This window comes from Streptomyces mutabilis (assembly GCF_046628145.1).
Lineage (GTDB): Bacteria > Actinomycetota > Actinomycetes > Streptomycetales > Streptomycetaceae > Streptomyces > Streptomyces mutabilis.
The window spans coordinates 7,637,647-7,661,662 of the sequence record NZ_CP176874.1 but is presented as its reverse complement, the minus strand read 5'-3'; the positions used below and the strand labels follow the sequence as shown (position 1 = coordinate 7,661,662).

The 24,016-nt window shown below is 70.3% G+C and carries 18 protein-coding genes and 4 pseudogenes; 14 read left to right on the top strand and 8 right to left on the bottom strand.

Going from position 1 to position 24,016, the window contains the following annotated elements:
- Positions 1-114: 114 nt before the first annotated feature.
- Entirely contained in the window at positions 115-1,731 is a 1,617-nt protein-coding gene (locus tag ACLIN4_RS34345; protein WP_289908231.1) for an MFS transporter, read from the bottom strand.
- 354 nt (positions 1,732-2,085) lie between these two features.
- Between ACLIN4_RS34345 and ACLIN4_RS34340 the strand changes: the two are divergent.
- From ACLIN4_RS34340 to ACLIN4_RS34320, 5 genes and pseudogenes are all read left to right on the top strand, one after another.
- Positions 2,086-2,277, top strand: a pseudogene (locus tag ACLIN4_RS34340) (XRE family transcriptional regulator); the annotation flags it as partial.
- A gap of 237 nt (positions 2,278-2,514) precedes the next feature.
- Positions 2,515-4,749 carry an MMPL family transporter gene (locus ACLIN4_RS34335; protein ID WP_411576551.1) on the top strand — a complete coding sequence of 745 codons (2,235 nt, stop codon included), beginning with the start codon at positions 2,515-2,517 and terminating at the stop codon, positions 4,747-4,749.
- Positions 4,750-4,869: 120 nt separating this feature from the next.
- Complete coding sequence (locus tag ACLIN4_RS34330) at positions 4,870-6,372, top strand: streptophobe family protein (RefSeq protein WP_411576550.1); 1,503 nt, start codon at positions 4,870-4,872, stop codon at positions 6,370-6,372.
- 74 nt (positions 6,373-6,446) lie between these two features.
- Positions 6,447-7,193 (top strand): response regulator transcription factor, encoded by a 747-nt coding sequence (locus tag ACLIN4_RS34325; protein WP_289908234.1) that lies wholly within the window; start codon positions 6,447-6,449, stop codon positions 7,191-7,193.
- A complete protein-coding gene (locus ACLIN4_RS34320) occupies positions 7,190-8,716 on the top strand; it encodes an ATP-binding protein (RefSeq protein WP_411576549.1) in 1,527 nt (508 codons plus the stop codon). Before ACLIN4_RS34325 ends, ACLIN4_RS34320 begins: the two co-directional genes overlap by 4 nt.
- A 248-nt stretch (positions 8,717-8,964) precedes the next feature.
- Here the strand turns inward: ACLIN4_RS34320 and ACLIN4_RS34315 are convergent, their stop codons facing one another.
- Complete coding sequence (locus ACLIN4_RS34315; RefSeq protein ID WP_411576548.1) at positions 8,965-9,702, bottom strand: SDR family NAD(P)-dependent oxidoreductase; 738 nt, start codon at positions 9,700-9,702, stop codon at positions 8,965-8,967.
- Between the two features lie 85 nt (positions 9,703-9,787).
- Between ACLIN4_RS34315 and ACLIN4_RS34310 the strand changes: the two genes are divergently transcribed.
- Positions 9,788-10,429, top strand: coding sequence for a TetR/AcrR family transcriptional regulator (locus ACLIN4_RS34310; RefSeq protein ID WP_290013566.1), 642 nt, complete (start codon positions 9,788-9,790; stop codon positions 10,427-10,429).
- A gap of 758 nt (positions 10,430-11,187) precedes the next feature.
- On the opposite strand, the gene ACLIN4_RS34305 is transcribed toward ACLIN4_RS34310, so the two are convergent.
- Positions 11,188-11,583, bottom strand: a complete 396-nt coding sequence (locus tag ACLIN4_RS34305; protein ID WP_179350378.1) for a hypothetical protein — start codon at positions 11,581-11,583, stop codon at positions 11,188-11,190.
- A 176-nt stretch (positions 11,584-11,759) separates the two neighbouring features.
- Complete coding sequence (locus ACLIN4_RS34300) at positions 11,760-13,820, bottom strand: flavin monoamine oxidase family protein (protein ID WP_107476039.1); 2,061 nt, start codon at positions 13,818-13,820, stop codon at positions 11,760-11,762.
- Positions 13,821-14,037: 217 nt separating this feature from the next.
- On the opposite strand from ACLIN4_RS34300, the pseudogene ACLIN4_RS34295 reads away from it, so the two are divergent.
- Positions 14,038-14,400, top strand: a pseudogene (locus tag ACLIN4_RS34295) (PH domain-containing protein); the annotation flags it as partial.
- Between the two features lie 348 nt (positions 14,401-14,748).
- Here ACLIN4_RS34295 and ACLIN4_RS34290 read toward each other — a convergent pair.
- On the bottom strand, positions 14,749-15,321 hold the full coding sequence (locus ACLIN4_RS34290; protein ID WP_411576547.1) for a TetR/AcrR family transcriptional regulator: 573 nt from the start codon (positions 15,319-15,321) through the stop codon (positions 14,749-14,751).
- Between the two features lie 62 nt (positions 15,322-15,383).
- Between ACLIN4_RS34290 and ACLIN4_RS34285 the strand changes: the two genes are divergently transcribed.
- From ACLIN4_RS34285 to ACLIN4_RS34255, 7 genes and pseudogenes are all read left to right on the top strand, one after another.
- Positions 15,384-16,355, top strand: a complete 972-nt coding sequence (locus ACLIN4_RS34285) for an SDR family NAD(P)-dependent oxidoreductase (protein ID WP_107476041.1) — start codon at positions 15,384-15,386, stop codon at positions 16,353-16,355.
- Between the two features lie 106 nt (positions 16,356-16,461).
- A pseudogene (locus tag ACLIN4_RS34280) lies at positions 16,462-16,605 on the top strand (short-chain dehydrogenase); the annotation flags it as partial.
- 444 nt (positions 16,606-17,049) lie between these two features.
- Positions 17,050-17,586 (top strand): dihydrofolate reductase family protein, encoded by a 537-nt coding sequence (locus tag ACLIN4_RS34275; protein ID WP_411576546.1) that lies wholly within the window; start codon positions 17,050-17,052, stop codon positions 17,584-17,586.
- Positions 17,587-17,591: 5 nt separating this feature from the next.
- Positions 17,592-17,699, top strand: a pseudogene (locus ACLIN4_RS34270) (IS5/IS1182 family transposase); the annotation flags it as partial.
- A gap of 25 nt (positions 17,700-17,724) precedes the next feature.
- Positions 17,725-18,312 carry a PH domain-containing protein gene (locus ACLIN4_RS34265; protein WP_411576545.1) on the top strand — a complete coding sequence of 196 codons (588 nt, stop codon included), beginning with the start codon at positions 17,725-17,727 and terminating at the stop codon, positions 18,310-18,312.
- A 73-nt stretch (positions 18,313-18,385) separates the two neighbouring features.
- Complete coding sequence (locus tag ACLIN4_RS34260) at positions 18,386-19,246, top strand: MBL fold metallo-hydrolase (protein ID WP_411576544.1); 861 nt, start codon at positions 18,386-18,388, stop codon at positions 19,244-19,246.
- Positions 19,247-19,790: 544 nt separating this feature from the next.
- Positions 19,791-20,408 carry a hypothetical protein gene (locus ACLIN4_RS34255; RefSeq protein ID WP_411576543.1) on the top strand — a complete coding sequence of 206 codons (618 nt, stop codon included), beginning with the start codon at positions 19,791-19,793 and terminating at the stop codon, positions 20,406-20,408.
- A gap of 84 nt (positions 20,409-20,492) precedes the next feature.
- Here ACLIN4_RS34255 and ACLIN4_RS34250 read toward each other — a convergent pair whose 3' ends face one another.
- Genes ACLIN4_RS34250 through ACLIN4_RS34240 form a run of 3 tightly spaced genes read right to left on the bottom strand, consistent with a single transcriptional unit; the run spans position 20,493 to position 23,970 of the window.
- Positions 20,493-21,443: a formylglycine-generating enzyme family protein gene (locus tag ACLIN4_RS34250; RefSeq protein ID WP_382053296.1), complete on the bottom strand. Its 951-nt coding sequence runs from the start codon at positions 21,441-21,443 to the stop codon at positions 20,493-20,495.
- Positions 21,440-22,972 (bottom strand): sulfatase-like hydrolase/transferase, encoded by a 1,533-nt coding sequence (locus ACLIN4_RS34245; RefSeq protein ID WP_411576542.1) that lies wholly within the window; start codon positions 22,970-22,972, stop codon positions 21,440-21,442. The genes ACLIN4_RS34250 and ACLIN4_RS34245 overlap by 4 nt, the downstream gene beginning before the upstream one ends.
- Positions 22,969-23,970, bottom strand: coding sequence for an aliphatic sulfonate ABC transporter substrate-binding protein (locus tag ACLIN4_RS34240; protein WP_179342226.1), 1,002 nt, complete (start codon positions 23,968-23,970; stop codon positions 22,969-22,971). The genes ACLIN4_RS34245 and ACLIN4_RS34240 overlap by 4 nt, the downstream gene beginning before the upstream one ends.
- Between the last annotated feature and the right edge of the window lie 46 nt (positions 23,971-24,016).

Genomic DNA, 24,016 nt, shown 5'->3' with positions numbered 1-24,016 from the left:
GACACGGCGGATGGCTGCCCGGGCCGGCGGCTTCGAGCGGTCCCGAACGAGCCGAGCTCCTCGCGGAGGTCTCGCCAGGGCGAGACATTCATCGAGGACGATGTTCCCGCGAAGTCAGCGGGTGGCGGTCCTGTCCGGGACCCCGGTTCCGCAACCCGCCGGCTCGGCGTCGATCCGACGGGTTGCGGTGTTGTTCGGGCCGCGCAGAGCGACGTAAACGAGCAGCGCGGCCATGACTGCGGCACCGACCCACATGGATCGCTGCCAGCCCTCGACGAAGGACTGCTGCGCGGCATGGATGAGGTCCTGGGTGTGGTCTCCGGTCCCGGGTGCGACGTCGACCGCGTTGGCGATGCCTTCGCGTGCGGTGTCCGCGGCTTCGTCGGGGATGCCGTCGAGCTTGCCGTCGATGGCGCCGCGGTAGCCGTTGGCCAGGAGCGCGCCGAGCATCGCGATACCGAGGGCGGTGCCGAACTCGCGGGTGACGTCGTTGAGCGCGGAGGCGACCCCCTGTTGGGCGCGAGGCAGGGAGCCGGTGATGGCCTCGGTGGAGGGCGTCATCGACAGACCCATGCCGATGCCCATGGCCAGCATGCCGGCCAGGATGGACAGGTAGCCGCCGTCGACGGAGACGAACAGCGCCATCAGTGCCAGTCCGAGGGTCGCCAGGGCGACGCCCGCCCCCATGGTGGAGCGGGCGCCGATCCGGGCGGCCATCCTGGGGGCCACGCCCGAAGCCGTCATCATCATGACGGCCATCGGCATCATCGCCACCGTGGACAGCAGTCCGGACCAGCCGAGTACGGACTGGAAGAACGGGAAGAGGACGACGTTGATGCCGGCCTGGACGCCGAAGACGACCAGCAGGGTGACCGAGCCGCCGGCCAGGCCGCGCTCACGGAACAGGCGTACGTCGAGCAACGAGGCGTCGCGGCGGTGCAGCTCCCAGGTCACGAAGGCGATGGCGGCGACGACGCCGACGGCCAGGATGACCAGGGTGATCGGGGCGGTCCAGCCGCGCTCGGGACCTTCCTGCAGGACGAAGATGAGGCTGGTCACGGCGATGGTGGAGACCAGGGCGCCGACGGTGTCGAAGGAGTGGGCGTAGCGTTCGCGGGAGTTGGGCACCGACTTCAGTGTCATCGCCAGCGCGACGACGGCGAGGACCACGGGCAGCACGAACAACCAGCGCCAGTCGGCGACGTCGACCAGCAGGGCGGAGAGGAACATGCCGACGATGCCGCCGCCTCCGGCGACGCCGGTCCAGACACCGATCGCCTTGCCGCGCTCCTCCTCGGGGAAGGTGGAGGTGATGACGGCGAGAGTGATCGGCATGATGATCGCGGCGCTGATACCCGCGGCCACGCGCGCGACGATCATCACCCCGGCCGACGGGGCCAGTCCCGCGACGACGCCGGCGGCGCCGAAGACGACCAGGCCGGTGATCAGCATGGGCCTGCGGCCAAGGCGGTCGCCGATGGCGCCGAGGGGCAGCAGGAGCGCGGCCAGGGCGAGAGTGTAGACGTTGATGATCCACAGGACGGTGTTCTGTGAGGCGCCGAACTCGACGGCCATGTGGGTCTGGGCGACGTTCAGCCCGGTCACGGAGGCGATGACGGCCATCAGCGCGATCGAGACGGTGATCAGGATCGCGCGCAGCTGACGCGCGTGCAGCGCGACCGCGCCGCCTACCGGCGCGGTCGCCGCCTGAGAGGGCTGGTTGATATCCATGGTTTCCTTCCCGAAGGGCATGCGGAATCAGCGCCGGGACAGGGCCGGTCGCCAGGTCGGTGAGACAGGAAATGCTCACGGCGCGGACCGCTGGACCGCGGGCGCGCGAAAGTTCGACAGCGGTCTGCGTCAGCCGGTGGTCCTCAACTGACGAAACGGCCAGACGTGCCGGAGGGCCGGGCGCCTCGGGCAGCACGTCGCGCTGGCCGGTGGCGACCGGCACGCGGCGCGCTGTCAGCGTGCGGCTCGTAACGGGAGATCCGCGCTGACATGTCGCGCCCTTTCGTCGTGCGTGGCCCCTGGACTGGGCCCTCTGTGTTGGACGGTAAACCCGTGCTGCGCCTTCGGCATAGCGTGTTGCGCAGAACGCAAGACGATGGACAGCTGGACAGCCTCATGCGCAAACGGATCCGCGCAGTGCGCGTCGCCCAGTGCTGGTCTCCGGAGGAACCGACCGGCCGGGCCGCCCTCGGCCAGTCCTCGCTGAGCCGCATCGAGAACGGTCAGCGCCGCCTCGCCCTGGACCAGTTGGTCACCCGCGCCCGCACGCCGTAGCTCCGTCGGCGGTGCCCTCGACGATGTGAGAGGACCCTCGGGGACTCGGTGAGCTTCCTGTGAATCAGGCCGCGATTCGGGCGGATCCCACGGGGATCCGGGGCAGCGGGCTTGCCACGGCGCTCGAAACTCTCAGGAAGCTCCCAGAATCTCCCCGGAGGTGGTCAGGACGAGCTGACAGCGTCGGTGCCCGTCCGATACGCACCGACCTGACGTGGAGCCTCTGCTGTGGCCACATTCCTTTTCCGGCTGGGCCGGCTCTCCTTCCGGAGGCGCTGGCCGGTCGCGTTGCTGTGGGTGGTACTGCTCGTGGGGACGGGGGTGCTGGCCGGAAAGGCTCCGGCCGCCCCGCCGAACGACTTTTCGATGCCCGGCACGGAGGCGCAGCAGGCGTACGACCTGTTGGAGGAGCGCTTCCCGGAGCTGAACGCCGACGGCGCGACGGCCCGCGTCGTGTTCCGGGCGGAGAGCGGCAAGATCACCGACGCCCCAGCGAAGCAAGCCGTGCAGGAGACGGTCCGGGAACTCGGGAACGATCCGCAGGTCGCGCGGGTCACCGACCCGTACGCGACCCGGTCGGTGAGCGAGGAAGGCTCCACCGCCTACGCGCAGGTCTCCTACCGCGTGCCCGCCTCGGATCTGGAGGAGGGCTCACGCTCCGCACTGCAGGACACCGTCGAGCAGGCAGGCTCGCGGGAGTTGTCGGTCGAGGTCGGCGGCAACGCCGTCAACGCCGTGGCCGGTGGGCACTCCTCGGAGGCGCTGGGTCTCGCGGTAGCCGCCGTGGTCCTCGTCCTCACCTTCGGCTCGCTGCTCGCCGCAGGGCTTCCGCTGCTCACGGCCGTCCTCGGTGTGGGCATCGGAGGCCTGGCGATCAAGGTGCTCGCGGAGCCGCTCGGGCTCGGCTCGACCACGAGCGGCCTCGCGACCATGATCGGCCTGGCCGTCGGCATCGACTACGCCCTGTTCGTCGTCTCCCGCTACCGAGCCGAACTCGCCCGCGGCCGCGGCCGCGAGGAGGCGGCCGGGCACGCGGTCGGCACCGCGGGATCGGCGGTGGTCTTCGCCGGGCTGACCGTGGTCATCGCCCTGGCGGGACTCGGCGTGGTCGGCATCCCGCTGCTGACGCAGATGGGCTTCGCGGCGGCCGGCACAGTCGTCATCGCCGTACTCATCGCGGTCACGCTGATTCCCGCACTGCTCGGGATCTGCGACCGCCGGATCGGTCCGCCCCGAGCCGAGCGGCGCCGCGGCAAGGACGACCGGCCGGAACCGGCCCTGGGCGTGCGCTGGGCCCGGTTCGTCGTCCGGCGACCGGTCGCCGTCCTCCTGGGAGGGGCCGCCCTGCTCGGCGTGATCGCCGTGCCGGCGGCATCGCTGGAGATGGGCCTGCCGGGCGACGAGAGCAAGCCCGCCTCGAGCACGCAGCGCCGCGCCTACGACCTGGTCGCCGAAGGCTTCGGCCCCGGCTACAACGGCCCGCTCACCGTCGTCGTCCAGGCTGACGGCGGCGGCAGTGCCAAGATGGCCGCCCAGGACGTCGCCGAGGAGATCCGCGGGAGGAAGGACGTCGCCGCGGTCGGACAGCCCCGGCTCAGCGAGTCCGGCGACACCGCCGTGCTCAACGTCGTCCCGGCGACCGCGCCGTCGAGCGCCGAGACGGCCGGCCTCGTGCACGCGCTGCGCGCCCCTGGGCTCGCGGGCGAGAACGCCGCCCACGTCCTGGTCGCCGGATCGACGGCCATGAACGTGGACGTCTCGCAGAAGCTGTCCGACGCGCTGTTGCCGTACCTGGGACTGGTGGTCGGGCTGGCCTTCCTGCTGCTCATCGCCGTCTTCCGGTCCCTCCTCGTCCCGCTCAAGGCGGCTGTGGGCTTCCTGCTGTCCGTCCTCGCGGGCCTCGGCGCGGTGGTCGCGGTCTTCCAGTGGGGCTGGCTGTCGTCGCTCTTCGAGGTCGCGGAACCCGGTCCGGTGATGTCCATGATGCCGATCTTCATGGTCGGCGTCGTCTTCGGCCTCGCCATGGACTACGAGGTGTTCCTCGTGACCCGGATGCGCGAGGCGTACGTCCACGGGCAGTCGCCGTCCGACGCCGTGATCGGCGGATTCGAGCACAGTGCGCGAGTGGTGACCGCCGCTGCCGTGATCATGATCGCGGTGTTCGGCTCCTTCATGGGCAGCGACGAGCAGATGCTCAGGACCATCGGTTTCGGGCTCGCGGCCGCCGTCCTCTTCGACGCCTTCCTCGTCCGCATGGCACTCGTGCCCGCCGTCCTGGCCCTGCTCGGCCGGCGCGCGTGGCGCCTGCCCCGATGGCTGGACCGCCTCGTGCCCGACCTGGACGTGGAGGGCGAGCGGCTCGAAGGAGACGCGGACGATCCCGCGCGGCCGAGCGTCGAAGGGTCACCTGACGGCGAACCGGATCTGCTCGTCGAGACCGCTGAACGCGGCAGCGGTCGCTGAGACCGCGCCCGACCGGGACCGTACGCCTCGATCCCGTGTCCGCGTCCGCGTCCACGGGGCGGCGGCCCCCTTCCGTCGCCCCGAACCCCGTCCGCCTCCACAGACACCGGAGCCTGCCGCATGTCCTCTGCCCCTCCGTCCCTCCGCCCACCCGGTTCGCCCTGGCGCCACGCCGCCGAGGGAGCCCTCTCGGTCGCCACCGCCGTCGCGGCGATGACCGTCGCCGCGTGGGCGGCGTTCACCGTCCTCGGCGCCAGTGCGATCGCGCCCGTCTCCCGCCTCGTGCCGACGATGGTGAGCATGGCCGTCGGCGGCGCAGTCACGGTGGAGTCCTCGCCGTCCGCCGGATCCACCGACGCCGGCGGCCTCGGTGGGCTGCTCGGAGGGATGGGCAGCGGTGGCGGCCTGAGCCTCGGGCTCACCGGAGAAGCGGCGATGACGCCACTTACCCTGACGTTCCTCGGCACGACCGTCCTGGCGATCGGCTTCTTCCGGCCCCTGCGCAGGCGGCAGCGACCTGCTCCGGCGTTGCTGTGGGCCCGGTGCGGCGGCGCGCTGCTGACCACGGCAGTGCTCCTCCCGGTCCTGGCCGCCATGGCCCGGGGCACGGCCCGGCTGCCCCAGAGCGTGACGGAGCGCTTCGGGAAGGGCGCCTCGTCCGAAGCGATGAGCCGGTTCGGGGGCGGAGGAGGCGGAGGGCTCACCCAGGGGTTGTCCTCGACCGTCTTCGAGACCGACGCCGCGGCGACCGCCTTCCTCGGCCTGCTGTGGGTGGGCGCCGTCCTCGCCCTCGGTTGCCTCGCGGCCCGCCGTACGACACTGCCGCGCCCTCTCGCCCTCAGCCGCCTGCAACTGAAGTGGAACGCCGTCACGTCCACCGTCACCGGGTTCGCCGCCGTGCTGTGCTGTTCGACCCTCGCCGTCGCGCTCCTGGCCGGAGCCGCTGCCTTGACCGGCCGGGACCAGGCGGCCAAGGCGGCCGGCCTCCTGCTGCTCCTCGGCCCCAACCTGATCGGCGTACTGCTCACCGCCGGCCTCGGCACCTCCTGGGAGGCCGGCGTGCACCGGCTGCAGGCCGAGGGCGGCGGGATGCTCGGCATGCTCGGCGGTGCGGACCGGGGTGACGCTGCGGGCGCGGACAAGTCACTCGACATCGGCGGCTGGTCGGGCGCCGGCGTCCCGCTGTGGCTGATCGCCATGGCCATCGTGGTGACTCTGCTGACGGTCGCCGGGTACGTGGCGTCCGCCCGGACCCCGGCCCGCACCGCACGCCAGGAATCCGAGGCCGTGCTCGACCGCCATGCGGAGACCGCGCTGCGCATGGGCATCGCCGTGGGCATCTCGGCCCTGCTGATTCCCCTCCTCACGCAAGGGTCGGTGCGGATCGGCATCAGCCTCATGGGCAACGAAATGGGCGGCATGACCGCCGGACTGGACGCGGACCCGGGACTGTCCGCCCTGACCGGCTTCATCCTGGCCGTCCTGGCCTCGTATGCTGGCAGCCGCCTGCACAGTCGGCGGGTGCGGCGTCCGGGCCTCGACCCGCACCGGCTCGGCGCGACGAGCGGCCGACCGGCCGCCACCCGTTCGGCGCCCCGGGTCCCGTCGGACACGGCGTCGTGAGCGGCACATGATCTCCTGAGAAGTCCTATCGGCCCAACCCCGTCCCCCAGTTTGTGAAGGCGGCGATCCACACCATGGCGGCATCCGCAGCGCCCCCGCACTCCGTGGGTCGCCCCGACCGGCACCACCTGCTGGTCGTCGACGACGAGCCCACCGTCCGGGAACTGCTGCGCACCGCACTGAGCTACGCCGGCTTCGACGTCGACGCCGCCGCCACCGGACAGGAAGCCCTCGACCTCGCCGCGGCCCGCACACCGGACCTCGTCCTGCTCGATGTGATGCTCCCGGACATGGACGGCTTCGAGGTGATCCGCCGCCTGCGGGCCCAGCCCCGCTCCCCCCTGCCCGGGCAGGGCGGCGATGTGCCCGTCCTCTTCGTGACGGCCCGGGACGACCGTCAGGACCGCCTCAACGGTCTGCGTCTCGGTGGGGACGACTACGTCACCAAACCGTTCGACCTCGAAGAACTGATCGCCCGCATTCACGCCGTACTGCGCCGCACACTGGGCGAGCAGCCGGCGCGGATCACCGTGGGCGACCTGGCGCTGGAACCCGACAGCCACCACGTCACCCGGGCGGGAAGGACCGTGCGGCTCTCCCCGACCGAATTCCGGCTCCTGCGCTTCCTCGTAGCCAACGCGGGACGGACCATGACGAAGCACCAGATCCTCGACAGCGTGTGGGAGTACGACTTCGGTGGCGACCAGAGCATCGTCGACACCTACATCAGCTATCTGCGCCGCAAGATCGACCGGGTCGAACCCAAACTGATCCACACCGTCCGGGGCGTGGGCTACGTGATCCGCGGGCCACGCCCGTGAAGCGTCCCGCCCCGTGGCTGCCCGTGCGCCGGTTGCTGGAACACGTGTCGCTCCGCACCCGACTGCTGTGCCTGTCCACGGCCCTGGTCGCGGTCGGTCTCCTCGGCACCGGCGTGACCGTCACCACCGCCCTGCAGGGTTACCTTCAGGACCGTGTCGACGACCGTCTCGTCCTGACAGGCCAGCTCGCCGCCCGGCTCGTCCCGCCGGCCGGCACCGACAACCCACCCAGCGTGCAGGCCCTCAGTGTGCTCGGCGACACCACCGTGACCTATCTGGACAACGACGGCACCACCCGCAGGACGTTCGACGCGACCACCGCGCCCCCGGGCGGCGGCCCTGACCTGCCGGCCCTCGACCGCGCGGCCGTCCTCGCCCACGAGGGACGCCCCTTCACCGTCTCCGCGAAGGACGACGACCACAGTTGGAGGGTCATCGCGCTCACTCAGCCCGCCCAGGCGTTCTCACCCGAGCGTTCGGGAACCGGGGGCAGCGTCGTCGTGGCCACGTCCCTGGACGAGGTCGACCGGACCATCGCCAAGACACGTACCCTCTCCCTGACCGTGGGCGCCGCCCTGCTCGCGGCTCTCACCGTCGCCGGCTGGTTCGCCGTCCGCTCCGGACTGCGTCCCCTTACCCGGATCGAGGAGACCGCGACGGCGATCACCGCCGGTGACTACTCCCACCGGGTGCCCGAACTGGCCGCTTCCCACACCGAGGTGGGGCGCCTGACCGACTGCCTCAACCAGATGCTCGCCCGGATCGACACGGCCTTCCAGGCCCGCGCGGCGGCCGAGGCGAGAACGCGACGCTTCTTCGCCGACGCCGGCCACGAACTCCGCACGCCCCTGGTCGGCATCAAGGGCTACACGGACCTCTACCGCATGGGCGCTTTGCCCTCCCGCGCGGACGTCGACCAGACCATGACGCGCATCGCCGCGGAGTCCGAACGCCTCACCCGACTGGTGGAGGAGATGCTCCTCCTGGCCCGCATCGACGAGGACGCCGCGGGCACGGACCGGGAACCGTCCTTCGCGCTCGACCTCGCCCCCATGGACCTGCGCACCCTGGCCGCCGACGCGATCCACGACGTACGAGCCCTGGACGCCACCCGACCGGTCACCCTCACGGGCCCCCACGGCGGAAGGCCCTCCACAGCACCCGCCGTCGCCGACGAGGCCCGGCTCCGACAGGTCGTCACCAACCTCATCGGCAACGCCGTCACCCACACACCGCCCGGCACCCCGATCCGCGTCGGCGTGGGCACCGTCGACGACCGGGCCGTCCTCGAGGTCGCCGACCACGGCCCCGGTCTCGCGCCGGAGGAACGCGAGCGCGTCTTCGACCGCTTCTACCGCTCCGACGCCTCCCGCACCCGCACCACCGGCGGCTTCGGACTCGGCCTCGCCATCGCCCACGCCCTCGTCACGGCTCACGGCGGGCGCATCCTCCTCGACACCGCGCCAGGGCGGGGCTGCACGTTCCGCATCGTGCTGCCTCCGGCCGATCACTCGCTCCGTTGAGCCGCGAGGTGCGACCGCGGGGACTCGTACCCGTGCGACGAGGCCGAGAGTGACGCGCGGCGTCACCGTGAGTTGCTCGCTCCGCGCGCGGCAGGCGGGTTCCGCCCAGCGCGCCGGCAGGGACGGCCTGCCGGCGGACTCCTGGTCACCGTTGAGCGAGGTGGGCGCGCCGGCCCCCGGCTCCCTGGGACGCACACGCGGGCGGGAGTGAGCACGCTCCGAAGGGACCGGCCCACACCGGCCGCCGTTCAGGCCCGGGTGTAGCCGCCGTCGGCGAAGAGTTCGGCGCCGGTGACGAACGACGAGGCGTCCGAGGCCAGGAAGAGGGCGACCGCGGCGATTTCCTCTGCGTCGGCCAGCCGCCCCAGGGGCACGGTGGCCTCGGCGAACTGGTCGGCGGCCGGCCCTGCGGCATCCAGCAGGCCAGGGGTCCGCGTGGGGCCCGGGCTGAGCACGTTGACCCGGAACCGGCGCTCGCGCGACTGCCGGGCCCAGTTGTGCACGAGATTGCTGACCGCCGCCTTCGAGGCGCTGTAGACCTCAAGTTGCTGGTTGGGCCGCACGCTGTTGCTAGAGCCGACGACCAGGACGGAGGCGTTCTCCGCCAGCAGCGGGAGAGCCTTCTGCACGGTGAACAGGGTGCCCTTGACGTTGACGGCGAGCGTCAGGTCGACGTTCGCCTCGGTGTGGGCGCCGAGCGTGGCGTCCGCGACTATCCCCGCGTTGGCCACCAGCACGTCGATGCGTCCGGCCTCCTCCCGTACTCGTGCATAGAGGGCGTCCAGGTCGGCCAGGACGGAGACGTCGGATCGTACGCCGGTGGCCGCCGGACCCAACTCCTGGACCGCCGCTCGGAGACGGTCGGCATCACGGCCGGTCACGAAGATCCGTGCACCCTCCCGGACGAAGCGGTGGGCGACGGCCAGCCCGATCCCGCTGGTCCCGCCGGTGATCACGGCCACCTTGTCTTGCAGCACACCTGACACGTTGCTGTCCCTTCGATTCTTGACTCATTCGTCCATAACGTAGGCAGTAATGGACGGTCGAGTCAAGAATGGGTAGGGTGAGGGCATGCCGAGACCACGCGCATTCGACGAACACCGAGTTCTGGAGCGGGCCCGGGAGCAGTTCTGGACGACCGGCTATGCGGGAACCCGTATGGACGACATCGCCCGAGCGACCGGCCTGGGCAAGGGCAGCCTGTACGGCGCGTTCGGTGACAAGGCCCAGTTGTTCCACCGCGTGTTCGGCGACTGGTGCACCGCGGTCGTCGAGGTGGCCAACAGACAGCTGGCCGACGGCCCCGACGCGGAGGCCATGACCAGACTGTCGGGATACGTGCGCCTCATGGCAGAGAACTCCGCCTCCGACACCGGGCGCCGCGGGTGCCTGTTGGCCAAGGGCGCCGCGGAACTGGCCCAGCACGATCCGACGATCGCCGAGCGGTCGGCCGAGACCATGAAGGCGCTGCTCTCCTTGCTGCGGACGGAGATCAGTGCCGCCCAGCGCCACGGCGACATCGACAGCACCGCGGACCCGAAGCAGTTGGCGGCACTGCTGCTCACGGTGGTCCGCGGTATCGAGGCAGTGGGCAAGGCCGGCCTGGACCCGGACACACTGCGGAACGTCGCGGACACCGCACTGGCGGTCCTGCCCGTGCCCGAGGACCGGAACCGCTCCGCCGTCCGGCGGGATCCCGCCCACGAGGACTGATCCGGTGCGTCACGACGACGGGATCCGCCGGACAGCGCTCAGTACGCGGTCACCGGCCACCCTTCACTGCGGGCGATGCCATCGGCGTGGCGGCGCATCTCCGGCTCCCCGGGAGAAGGTCCACGGTTCCCGGTTCGCGCCTGCCGCCCTCGAATGACTTTCGGGGAGTTCGGTGCACCGGGGTGAGCCGCAACGGCCCCGCCCGAAGTGGCCGACGAAGGGAGGAGCCCGGAACGCGACATCAGTGCGCGCCGCCCCATCCTGCGCCCGCCATGACCAGGTACGGACCGTCCCGGGGCGGCGAGTCCAATGCGGTTGCCTTTGAGTTGAGAAGATCGGCCCTTTCCCAGGTGAACCCGGTCGTCGTTGCGTCGGGCTCGCGGCGCGACTCGGGGAGGACGTACTGGAGACCGTGTTCCGCCAGGTGGCTGGACCGCTCGCCACCAGGGACACGCACGGCGCATGCAGCACCTGCCCTACGCCGGCAGCAGGGGCTCGCAGTGGCTCTTCCCTGGCCGTCTGCCCGGACAGCCGATGAATCCGGTCAGCCTCCAGGTTCTGGCGTGAGACCGGCGTCCCGCCGCAGCGCGTCAGGACCTCCGTCATACGGCAGCTCGTCCTCCAGGCCCCGGCTCCCGTCATTGCGAAGGCGCCCGGTCACCCCGACAGGACAGCCACTCGCCTGGTCACCGAAGCCGGCGGAACATGGAGCCGATACGCCCCCGGCGACCACCAGCGATGAAGAGCGGTACTTACGCTCAGTCCGCTGAGCCGCGTTTGTCCTCGACATGGACGACGTGCAGCTCGGTGCCGTCCCGGTGGCGCTTGGAACGTCCGAGCAGCCCGACAGCGATCTGCGACTGATCCTGAGGCTCGTCGGGGCCGACATAGGTGAGGACGTCGTTGTGATGCCCGGTGACGACCCATCCCTCGACATCCTTGAGGTCGATCACCCCAAAGTCTCCTGCCGAAGATCCCGCATGCGCCGGGCCGAACTTCCCCAGGAGGTCGGTTGCCTGTTCGGCAAGTTCCCCTTCCGGTGTGGTCAGCACGACACAAGTGCCATGCTCGAACAGCACCCACGACTTGCGAGGGTCGGCGAGAAGCCGTTGCCAGACGTCTATCAGTATCTCGGTGTTCACGCCGCTCATCATGCCGCAGCGCACCGACACAGGGTGACGATCGGCCTACGGCTACGGCGAGTACGCGACTCCTGAACATGCGGACCTGCAGTCCCGACGCCGGCCAAGGCAACTGATTGGGCGGCGAAAGCCCCGGGGGAAACTCCCGGGGGCGTATGGCGAACGCCCCCGGGGCGGGCGGCGGAGCGTCAGCCCGTGTGCACCTTCAGGGCGGTCCGGACGGCCGACTCGAGGGCGCCCTCGATCCAGGCGGGTTTGATCGAGGTGTGGTCCCCCGCGAAGTGCAGAGGCCCTTCCGACGTGGGGATGTCCGGGAAGAGCTCCGTGTGCTGGCCAGGGAAAAGCACGGACGCCTCTCCGTAGGCGTAGTGGTCGCGCATCCACGACTGGGTCTGGCACTTGGTGGTGAAGAAGACCTCGCAGCGTCGGCCGAAGACGGCCTGCACTCCGGCGAGGGCACGCAGACAGCGCTCTTCGTCGGCGTAGGCGTCCCACTTGAGGGCGTCGTCGGACCAGCTGTAGGAGGCCAGCACGATGCCGCCGTCGCTGCCTTCCATGGGGTGGGCGTGCTCGAAGTACATGAAGCGGTTGGCGTTGTCGCTGACGGATCCGCCACCGCGGACGTGCGCGGCCTCGACCTCGCCCTCCCCTGCGGGCCGGAAGGCGGCGAAGCAGTGTTTGTAGGCGTCGGGGACCGTCACACCCAGGGTCTTCACGGACTTGTGCGCGCCGAGGTACCTGGCGTCCGTGACCTTGCCCGCCCGGTACTTCTCGTACAGGCCGTCCTCGATGGTGTCGAGCGCCTGCTTCCACTGCTCCTCGGTCAGCTCCCACCAGCGCCGGGAGAACTCCAGCAGCACCTTGGTCGCCGCGTCGTAGTGCAGCTCCGTGACGGCCCGGCGCTTGCCGTAGGACAGCGGGGGGTCGAAGGCGACGTGCCGCAGCCCGGAGAAGGGAACGGTGATGATCGCCTCGTCCCCCTCGAAGACCTCCGTCGTGCCTCCCTTGCCCGTCTGGCAGTCCTCCGAGACGGTGTGCACCCTTACCTTGCCGCCGGTGCGTTCGATGCGAACGGCGCGACGGTCGAGCCGTACCTTCCCCTTCACCCGCGCGTACATCGCGTCGGCGAGCAGCGCGGTGCCGCCCTTGATCTCCCAGAACTTGGTCCTGGGGTCGATGAGCGCGCTGGACAGGAAGCTGTGGAGGAAGGAGAGGTGCAGCCGCGAGGTCAGGTTCTGGATGGTTCCGACCAGGTCGATGGTCCGCGTGTCGAGTCCGGCGGCTTCGGTGAGGTAGCGGTACATGGACCAGTGTCCGTACTTCTTGAGGACCTCGGTCCACCCGTCGACGAGTGCCTTTCCCTCCTTGCCGCGGATGAGCAGGTGCGCGGGTTCGAGGGCGTCGGCGAGGATGGCGGCTGCGGTCTTCTTGCGGTTGGCGCCGGTGACTTCGAAGGTGTCGTTGATCCGCTCCGGGTTCTTCTCGTAGTCTGCCCGGCGCTCATGGACGCCGTTGACGTGGATCCAGGTGCGGTTGGTCTTCTTCGCCGGGTCGTCCGGGTCGACGTCGACCAGGTAGAACTCCTGGCGGGGGAGGTCGAACTTCTTGAGCAGGGCCATGAGGAGCGGATGGCTCTCCGGCAGCCGCATGGCTCCCCCCTCGGCGTACTGCCGGGGGTCGGCGAAGGGCTGCCTGCCCTTCTCGTGACCGCCCTTGCGGAAGGTCTTGATGCGGCCGCCGACCCGGTTGCCGTTGGCCTCGATCACGAGGACGTCGTGCCCCGCCCGGTTGAGCAGGTCGGCGGCGAGCAGTCCGGCCGGGCCGGCCCCGACGATCAGGACTCGCTTGGTGGCCTTCCCCCGACGGGCGGGCAGGCCGTCGTCCACCGCCTTCACGTAGGACGGGACCAGGGGCTTGTCGTTCTCGTCGTGGACGACGACCGCGCGGGCGACCGTCCGGTACGCCTCGGGGTCGGTGCCGGGCGGCGCCGCGCCCGGCGTGACCGTGGGCGTGGTGGCGGGGCTGAGCGCGGTCGCGGGGGTGGCGGAGGCGGTGGCGAGCCCGACGGCGAGCGCGGAGGCTCCGGTCGCCGTGACCACCGAGCGCCGCGAGGGTGTGGTCCGGCGGGGTGCCGGTGGCCGAGCCGGTGCGCCATGTGCGCCGGATGCGGTCAGCTCCTCAGCGGCCGCGCGGACCTGTGTGCCGGACGACGTGCTGGTACCTGAGGTGTTCGCGTTCTGAGTGTTCATCGCGTCCCACCCTTGATGCAGGAGCGGCGCGGTGGTGGTGCCCTCACACGGACGGGAGGGGTAAACCACTCGATGCGGTCCACGGGACGTACCGAGGTTCACTCGTGCCCTCGTCGCGAACCCGCCTGCGCCTCACGGGGGACGCGCGGGCCCCTCGGGTGCCGGTCAGTGCTGGTGTGCGCCGGGCCGGCCCGCCTGTTGGCCCTTCTGTATCGGCGGGGAGGTGTTCCTCGCCGCCCGCTTCCTGGAAAGCACCGACTACAACCCGAACCACTTCGGCACCTACATCCTGCTCGGTGACGGCCCGCCGACGGTCGTTCCACACCCCGGTCCGGGGCGGTTCGCGGCACGACCGATCCCGGCGCGGCGGCTCACCGTCCAGGGCGTACGGCGGCTGCGCGGCGGCGACGGCGGCGACGGCGGCGACGGCGAAACCGTTCCCCACGGCTGGCACGTCGCCGAGCTCGACGACACGGGCAGGCCGGTCCGTCTCGCCGCCGCCCCCGCCGACCTGACCCGCATCGTCCAGGCGCTGGACGCCGCGCGGGCGTCCGCGGAGGTCACGCCCACCGAAGCCTGACGGTCCGGCACCACGTCCCCGCGTCGGCACTCCGGCCGCACGGTCGGCGTACCTCCCGACACCTACCGGCGCACGGTCCGCTTCCCGTGGGCGCCGCAGCGACCCCGAAGTCGTCCTCGCCGGTCACGCCGGGCAGCGTCGCCGAGCCGGTCGACATCGCCATCGCGCACGCCTCGGACGCGGGGCCCCGCGCCGTCAACATCGCCATCGACGACGGCCCCGGCCCCGGCCCCGGCCCCGTGTGGACTTTCCCCGAGTGCTCGACCTGTTCGACGCGTACGGGGTATCTCGTCGTCAGTGGGGAGCCGGGCGGGACGAGCTCGCCGTCACCGTGCGGTCGGGAGCGTTTCAGCGCACCAGGAGACCGATAGCGACCGCCAGCCGTTCGAGGTAGAACTCCCGTGTCGCGGCCTGGTGCTTGAGGCCGATCGATGCGCTGATCATCGTCTGTGCGACAGGGACGGCCCGCTCTCGTCCTGATTCGACGGCGATCGCGTCTGTGATCAGTTCCTCGAAACGTCGCGGCATGGTCTCGGCGATCCCTCCGAGTAGGTCAGGGTTGTCCTCGATAACCGTCGCGACATCGCGCGTCAGCGGACCGATGTAACGGCCCGCCCACTGGTCGAACGCTTCGACGAGACGCTCCGAAAGGGGGCGACCCCTGTCGGCCAGGACCTGTTCGACCGCGGTGATATCGCGATCCAAGGCTTGGGCGACCGCCGCACGGAACAGAGTCTCCTTCGACGAGAAGAGGAAGTAGAGCCCGGGCCGGGAGATGCGCGCTGCTCGCGCGACCTCCTCCATCGAGGTCTTCCGGTAACCGAATCGCGCGAACGTGGCCATGGCGGACTCCAGGACCAGGGTCCGACGGTCGGCATCAGCGACTGTCGACAACGGGTGGCCGGCGTCGGGACTGCTCATGGAACGAGCATACGAGCGAGAATCTCACTATACAAATCAAGTCTAGTCCGTATAGTCGCGCCATGGACACTCGCAAGCTCATCTCCACGCCCTTCACCTCCTCCAGCACCGCGGAAGAGGTGTTGCGGGACATCGACCTCACCGGCGTCCGCGCGATCGTGACGGGAGCCTCCTCCGGACTCGGGGTCGAGACGGCTCGTGCGCTGACGGCTGTCGGCGCGGAAGTGACACTCGCCGTCCGGAACACGACTGCGGGTGACGTCGTCGCCGAGGCGATCGAGAAGTCGACCGGAGGAATCCGGCCCCGCGTCGTCTTGCTCGACCTCGCCGACAGGACCACCGTCACACGGTTCGCCGAGGCGTGGAGCGGCCCGCTTCACCTGCTCATCAACAACGCCGGCGTGGTCACCGGTGGCCTCGAACGGACGCGTGAGGGCTGGGAGCTGCAATTCGCGACGAACCATCTCGGCCACTTCGCGTTGGCCACCGGCCTTCACCATGCCCTGGGCCGGGGAGCGGTCGACCGCGACGGAGCACGGATCGTCTCGGTCAGTTCGACGGCACACATGCGGTCCGGCATCGACTTCGACGACCTCCACTTCGAGCGCCGCAGCTACGATCCGCAGATCGCCTATGCCCAGTCGAAGACGGCGAACTCCCTCTTCGCCGTAGAGGCGACCCGCCTGTGGGCGTCCGACGGTATCGTTGCCAACGCGGTGAATCCCGGCGGTATCGCAACGGGGCTGCAGCGGAACTTCACGCCGGAACAGAAGGCGTCGCTCGACGCGGCCGAGGCCGCCGGAGTCTTCACGTACAAGACGGTCGAGCAGGGGGCCGCCACCACAGTCGTCGCGGCCGTCGCCCCCGAATTCGCTCGCTCCGGAGGCCACTATCTCGACGATGCGCAAGAGGCCTACATAGTGCCGAACGACGCCGACCTGGCGCAGCACCCGCACGGTGTCAAGGAATGGGCACTCGACCCCGCCACCGCCCATCGCCTCTGGGCCGTCTCGACCGACCTGCTCCGCATCTGACTTCCCGACCTCACGGCAAGCCTCACCGACGCGACCCACCGCTCGTCCGCGAGCCCGCGAGCCTGCGAGCCCGCGAGCCTGCGAGCCCGCGAGAGTGATCCGACCCCTGAAGACCGCCCCCGACAGGCTGGACCTCGATCACCTCGACGCGGTGGTCCACAACGCAGGGGTCGCGCGCGATGCCCCGCCTCGTCGGGAGACCGGGGACGGTCGCGAGCCGATGTCCGGCACCAACCACCTCGGCCACTTCACGCGACCGGGGCCGGAACCGGTACCAGGGACCTCGGCCGGTCTGGCCTGGCCATCCGGAGCTGGATGTCGCTCGGCCATCATGTGTGCGCAACCTACCGCCCGTCTTGGGCGGTTTCTGGGCAGGGATGAGGCCCTTCCGCAGGTGGCAGGCAGCACGATCCTCCGCACGGGCGCGATCCTCTCCGTCGCGCCCCAGTCGAAGTCCGCCAGGTCGAACCCGACTGCACCGCGCCCCATGTCGTTCTGGTCCCGCAGGGTCAGCGGCACCGCGAAGCGGAAGCTTCGGTCAACGGAGGCGAGATCGGACACGGCAGGCATCAGCGCGTCCATGAACACCGCGGTGGCGCATCGGGCAGGTCGGGGTCGTGGCTGCCACCGGAGAAGATGCTGCTCACCGACCTATGATGCGATCCCGGTCCTCCACCTGCTTGGAGAATGACGCATGACCGATATGAGCACCGGCAAAGTGGCCGTGAACAGGGCGATGTCCCTCGACGGGTTCATCGCCGGCCCCGGCCACACGATGGACTGGATCTTCGAGCACATGACGTCGGCGACGTTCCCAGAGGTGATGACGGCCACCGGCGCCATGCTCATCGGCCGGGGCACGTACGAGGTCGGCAAGCGCATGTCCGACGAGAACACCGGCTACGACGGCGGGGCGCAGTTCGTCCTCACCCACCACCAACCGGACGAGCCGGACCCCAACGTCACCTTCCTCACCTGTGACGTTGAGGAAGCCGTGGCCACGGCCCGCCGCGCCGCCGGCGACAAGAACCTGGAGATCCTCGGCGCCGACGTGGCTGCCCAGTGCCTGCGGCGCGGTCTCGTCGACGAGATCCTGGTGTACGTGCTGCCTGTGCTGCTCGGCGACGGTGTCCGCTTCGCACCCCCGGGCCTCGACCGGATCGACCTGGAACTGTTCAGCAACGTCCAGTCGGGCGGGGTCACCATGCTGCGTTTCCACGTGCGCAAGTAGGCACAGTGTCCCTCACCGGCGGCGATCGCGATGACGCCACCCGTCTGATCTCGCTGCTGCAGGCGGTCCCGCCCGCGCGGGGCAAGCACGGCCGGCCCGGGCGCGCCCGGAGACTCGCCCACCGGTGTCGGCCAGGAGTTGACACTGCGTCCGCCCCGCTTTGCGCGGGATCGGCGATCGATCGGCTGGTCGACCGCGCAGGCGCTGGCCGTCTTCCTGCCTACCACGCTGATCCTGGTGCTGCTCGGAGTGCTGATCACCCCGGCTCACGACTGGCTGTTGCTGCTGCGCAGGCTGCGGTGGGCGTTCCTCGCGGGCGCAGGTCTGGGGAGCCTGCTGGTCCTGCTCGGGTCGTTGCTGTCGGACGTGCCGATCCACCTCGGTTGGGTTTCCGCACCGGTTGGGTACGTGGCCGGGGCGCTGTTCGCGTTCGACGGCGCCCGCAGTCTCGGGCACTGCATCACCGGCCGTTACCTGGTGACCAATCACCGCTCGGTGAAGCGCCGAACCGTCGCGCTGCGCCGCGACGGCGTGATCGGCTGGAAGGTCACCCAGCGGGCGTGGCACCGCCGTTCGTGCCTGTGCAGGCTGACGGCCACCACGGCGGGCGGTCGCGGCGCGTACGACGTGAAGGATGTGCTGATGCCTGAGGGGCTACGCTTCACCGACGCGTCGGTGCCCGGTGCGCTGGAACCCTTCGTGACCTGCCGGGAGGTACCCGCGTGATTCCTCGATCGCCGGTCGTGCAGGGCGATGGGCGGCTCGCCCGCCGTGTGGAAAGCGTGTCAGGATCACGGCCATGGCTACCAGCGTTCCTCACATCGACATCGGCTCGACCGAGGTAATCGCCCTCGCCGACGCCGAGGGACCGTTCTTCTCCCCGCGGGCCGAGGCATTCCCGGAGGCCACAGCCGAACAGTGGGCCGAGGCCGACCGCTACGATCCGGGTGGGGTCGATGCAGAGGGCCGCTGGTGGCTCCAGTTCCGTGCGTACGCGATCCGCAGCGACAAGGGCCTCACCGTCGTGGACGCCGGGATCGGCCCGGCGGACAGCCCCGCCGCCTCGTGGGCGCCGGTTCCCGGTGCCCTTCCCGCCTCACTCGCCGCCGCGGGCATCGACCCGGCCGAGGTCGACACCGTGGTGCTCACACACCTGCACACCGACCACGTCGGGTGGGCTGTCGTCACCGAGGCGGCTGACCCTTCGGGGAGCGGTGCGGCACCCGACGACGCTTCGGCCGACGGCCGTCGCCCCTATTTCCCGAACGCCGAGTACCTGCTCCAGCGCGACGAGTTCGACGCTCTGGACCTGCTCAACCCGCAACTCCGCGAAACTCTCGTCGACCCGCTCGCGGCCGCCGACCGGCTCCGGCTCCTGGACGGGGACACGCCACTGCGAACCGGGCGCGTGGTCACCACGCCCGGTCACACACCCGGGCACCAGAGTGTGCTGGTCGCCGATGGACACGAACTGGTACTGGTCACCGGCGACCTGCTGGTGCACGCGCTCCAACTGCTTCACCCCGAGCTCGCCTACGCACAGGAGTGCGACCCCGAGGCGGCCAGGCATTCGAGGGAACGCATGCTACGCCGTACGTCCGCCACCACCACGTTTCACCTTGCGACGCCGCATCTGACGGAGCCTTTCCTCTCCGTGTGACGCCTTCTGGGGACACGGCGGCACAGTCCGGGGCGCTGGAAACGCTTGCCATGACCGGCGCCGACGGCCGGCGGCAGACGGCCGGCGCGGTGAACATACGGCGGTGGAGCAAGTTCGACTCCTCGGGCACGCCGAGAGGGACGGCTGGCAGTTGATGACCTCCTCGCATCCGTAGAGGTCGCGGTTCTGGTGACACCGTCAGCGCACGCAACAGTCCAGCACCGCGCGGGCCCCGGCCCCCCATACAAGCAGGGCGGCCCGATCCACATCGAGTTTCACGAGCTCATCCTCATCGACCGCCACATGGGCGTTCCCGCCCTCCCGGTTGCCGGCGACGAATGAAGCAGTTGCCTCCACCGAGGTCAGACCAGACGACGCATCGCATGCTGCGCGCTTCGTCGCAGACCTCGCGGACCGAGCACCGAACACGTCATCGGCACACCGCTCGGCGGGATTCCCCCCTCGTGGCGAAGGAGTCTCGGAGAGCCGCGAGCAGAGCCGCACGTGGGACCGCCTCATAGCGGGCGGTGGGTACCCTGCGGGAATGAGCAACGCGATGTGGGACGCCCTGACGGTGACGTCCCTCCCGGAGATACGGCGCCGCGCCGCCGTCATGGACGACCTTGCCGAGGTCGAACCGGTGACGGTGCCCGGCGCACGCCGTCTGGCCTGGAACGACCGCGGCGGCCAGTCCGCGGTCTGGTACTTCACGGAGGACGGCCGCGTACTGCTGCTGACCTTCGACCACGAGTCGCAGTTGAATCTGTACGCCGAGGACGATTTCGTCCTTCAGGAGTCCTTCTTCGAGGGTGTCCCCGACTCCCTCGTCACCCTGGTCCGCGACCGTCCCGAGAACTACGAGTCGCTCAACCTGACGGACGCCACGACGGGCCGGACGATCCACTACGCGGGCGGTGTCTTCTGGTACGACGGCACGCGCTGGCACGTGTCCGACGGACTGGCGGAGTACTGTCGCCGTGAGGACCTGGACCTCTTCGGCGAGTCCGGCTTCGACTACTGCCTGGACGCCTACCGCTTCGGCCAGGACTTCACCCCGGAGTCCGTCGCGGCGGTCCGGGAGGACGACGGCCGGTACGAGGACGACCAGGAGAAGGAAGCGGACCTGGCCGGTCTCCGTGAGGTCTTCGACCGGCACCGCTGACGAGCGCGGGCAGGGCGGCGGTGGGACGCGGCGAACCCCCCGACCCGGGTTCCCCCCCTCCCCGCAGACCGAGGCGGCACGGGGCTACGCCGCGTCGTTGGCGCAGCGGAAGCCGAGGTTGGCCGAGGAGGAGTCCGGGGTGTTGGAGGAGCGGGCGGCCACCCGGTAGCGGTTGCAGTAGGAGTGGTGGCAGAGGTAGGAGCCGCCGCGCATGACGCGTGCCGTGCCGGTCTCGGGGCCGTGCGGGTCCTCGCGAGGGGAGTGGGCGTAGTAGGTGGGCGAGAACCAGTCCGAGCACCACTCCCACACGTTGCCCGCGGTGTTCCACAGGCCGAAGCCGTTGGGGCGGTAGGCCTTCACCGGGGCGGTGGTCAGATGGCCGTCCTCGGCGGTGTTGGTGTGGGGGAAGCGGCCCTGCCAGATGTTGCAGCGCCAGCGGCCGTCCGGGGTGAGTTCGTCCCCCCAGGCGTAGCGACGGCCGGCCAGGCCGCCGCGTGCCGCGTACTCCCACTCCGCCTCGGTGGGCAGGCGTTTGCCCGCCCACCGGGCGTAGGCGCTCGCGTCGTTCCAGGAGACGTGGACGACGGGGTGGTTCTGCCGGCCGGTGATGTCGGAGCGGCTGCCCTCCGGGCGGCGCCAGTGGGCACCTCTGACGTTGATCCACCACGGGGTTCCCGCGGCGTCGCCGAGGACGTCGGCGGAGGGGGCGTCGACCGCGAGGTGGAAGACGGCCGAGGATCCGTGGCGTTCGGCGTCGGTGACGTGTTCCGTCGCCTTGACGAAGGTGGCGAACTGGGCGTTGGTGACGGCCGTCTCGTCGATGTGGAACGGCTTGAGACGTACCGGGTGGACAGGGGTCTCGCCGTCGGTGAGGTAGCCCTCGTCGAAGGCGTCGCCCATGGCGAACTCGCCCCCGGGCAGGCGGATCTGCCCGCGGGTCGAGCGTGCTCCGGCGGGTACCGTGGACGCCGGTGCGGTGAGGGCGACCGGTGTACCGGAGGCCGGGGCGCAGCAGGTGGGGCGGTGGCGGGTCACGGTGTTCCCGGTGTTGCCGGACAGGGCCGGTAGGTGGACTCGTCGAGGCCGCTCAGGGTGGGGTCGTGGGCGACCTCGCCGACGTCGTACATCGAGGTCATCCAGTGGTGGAAGTTGTCGCCGCGCTCCCGCAGCACGTCGTACAGCCGGCGGGTCATCCGGGAGCGGACCTCCGCCTGTTCGGGATGGTCGTGGATGTTCTGCAACTCGTCCGGGTCGTTGTGCAGGTCGTAGAGCTCGTTGACCGAGTCGGGGTTGACCACGAGTTTGTAGCGGTCCTCGCGCAGCATGCGTTGCGGGTAGGGGAAGTGGTGGCCGTGGAACTCGCAGACGATGTCCTCGTCCCAGTCCGCCGCCTCGCCGTGCACGAGGGGCAGCAGGCTGCGCGAGTCGACCGCGGGTTCGGGGTCGATGCCGGCCAGGGCGAGGATGGTCGCCGTGCAGTCCAGCAGGCTGACGAACTCGTCGCGTACGACGCCGCCGGGGGCGCCGGGAACGCGGAGCAGGCCGGGTGTGCGGTAGATGTCCTCGTACATCGCGGGGCCCTTGTCGTGCAGCCGGTGGGCGCCGGTGAACTCGCCGTGGTCGCAGGTGAAGAAGACGGCGGTGTCGTCGGCCAGTCCGAGGCGCCACATGGCGTCCATGACCCGGCCGATCTGCCGGTCGATGAGGGCGACGTAGCCCCAGTAGACCGCGATGAGTTTGCGGGTGGTCTCGATCGGCATGGTGTCGAAGGTCCAGTGCGCGCTGTAGTTGCGCTGGACCGGTGGTTTGCCGTGGAAGGTCTCGGCGATCGACCGGGGCAGCTCCACGTCCGCCGGGTCGATCAGGTCGAAGTACTCGTCGGGGAGGATGTACGGCAGGTGCGGTCCGAAGAAGTGCAGGGCGAGGAAGAATGGCCGGTCTCGTTCGCGGGAGTCCGCTGCGTACTGTTCCAGCTTCTCGATGGCGCGGGTGGCGAGGTAGTGCTCGAAGGTGGCTTCGACGGGCTGGTGCAGCCGGGCGGCGAGGAGGTTGCCGGGGCCTCCGTTGGGCAGGGTGCCGCGGACGCGGTCGCTGATCTCGTACGGCGGCAGTCCGTGCTCGGCGAGGTAGGCGAGGTAGTCCGGGTGGTCCACCGGGTTGTGCCAGCCGGGCAGTTCTGGGCCGTCGAAGCCGTAGTCGGCCGCGGTTCGCCTGGTGCCGACGTGCCACTTGCCGATGAGGCCGCAGTTGTAGCCGTTCTCGCGCAGGGCGTGGGAGAAGGTGAACTGGTCCTCGGCCAGGTCTTCGAGGTAGCCGACGTTGCGCTCGTGGTTGGCGAGCAGCTTGTGGCGGAAGGGTGCCTGTCCGGTCAGCAGGCTGGCCCGGGCCGGGGCGCAGATCGCGGTGGGGGTGTACCAGCGGTCGAAGCGGGTGCCGGTGGCGGCGAGTTCGTCGAGTACGGGGGTGTGTGCCAGGGGGTTGCCGTACGCCCCGAGGGTGTCGGCCCGGTGCTGGTCGGTCATCAGGAAGAGGATGTTCTTCCTGGACGTGTCGGACGCCGTCACTTGCCCGCTCCGATGAAGAGGTCTCCGGTGTAGTACTTCTCCGGGTCGACGGGCTGCTTCAGCTTGCCCGCGTCGACGAAGTAGTCGTTCATGCCCTTGAGCCACGTGTGGACGGTGCCGTCCCGGGTCAGTTCGTCGAGTTCCTCGACGCTCAGCAGTTTGTTGTTGGCCGCGTCGGCCTTCACCTGGTCCGCGGGGAGGTCCAGTTTCTCGGCGGTGAGGGAGATGGCCTCGTCGGTGTGCTCGGACCGGAAGGCGATGGCTTCGCGCAGGACGGCGAGGACCTTCCGCACCTTGTCCGGGTTCTCGGCGACGAGCTCGTTGCCGGCGACGAAGGCGGTGGGGAAGGCGACGTCTTGCTCGAAGTCGCTGTTCTCGGCGAGTTCGACGAGGTCGGGGACCTGCTTCTTGATGGTGGCCGCCGCCGGGTACCAGAAGCCCGCGCCGTCGACCTTCTTGGAGGAGACGGCGGACACGATGGTCGACGGGTCCATCGGGACGATCTCGAGGTCGTCCTTGGTCATGCCCGCCTTCTCCAGGGCGAGCGAGAGGATCATGTCGCCGGAGGTGCCTTCGGGGACGGCGACGGTCTTGCCCTTGAGCTGCCGCATCGAGGTGATGCCCGGCTGGGCGAGGACCCGGTCGGAGTTGCCGAGGGTGTTGATCGCGACGATCTTGGCCTGGCCCGATGCGGGGAGCCACATCGCGCCTGGTCCGATGTACCCGAAGTCGAGGTTGTCCGTGCCGAGCGCCTGGATCTGCAGGGGTCCGTTGGTGAACACCTTGCTCTCAGCGGTGAGTCCGTGCTTCTTCCACAGGCCCTTGGCATCGGCGATGGCGATGAGGCTGGCACCGTTGAAGTCGCCGATGTAGCCGAAGCGCACCTTGTCGCCCGAGTCGCCGGAGGAGCCGCCGCTGCCGCAGGCGGTCAGCAGGGCCAGCGCGGCCGCGCCGGCGAGGGTGGCGGTGAGGTGTCTGCGTATGAGGGAGGGGGGCATGGTGCTGGTCCCTTTCCGGGGCAGGGAGTCGTTTCCGGAGCAGGCA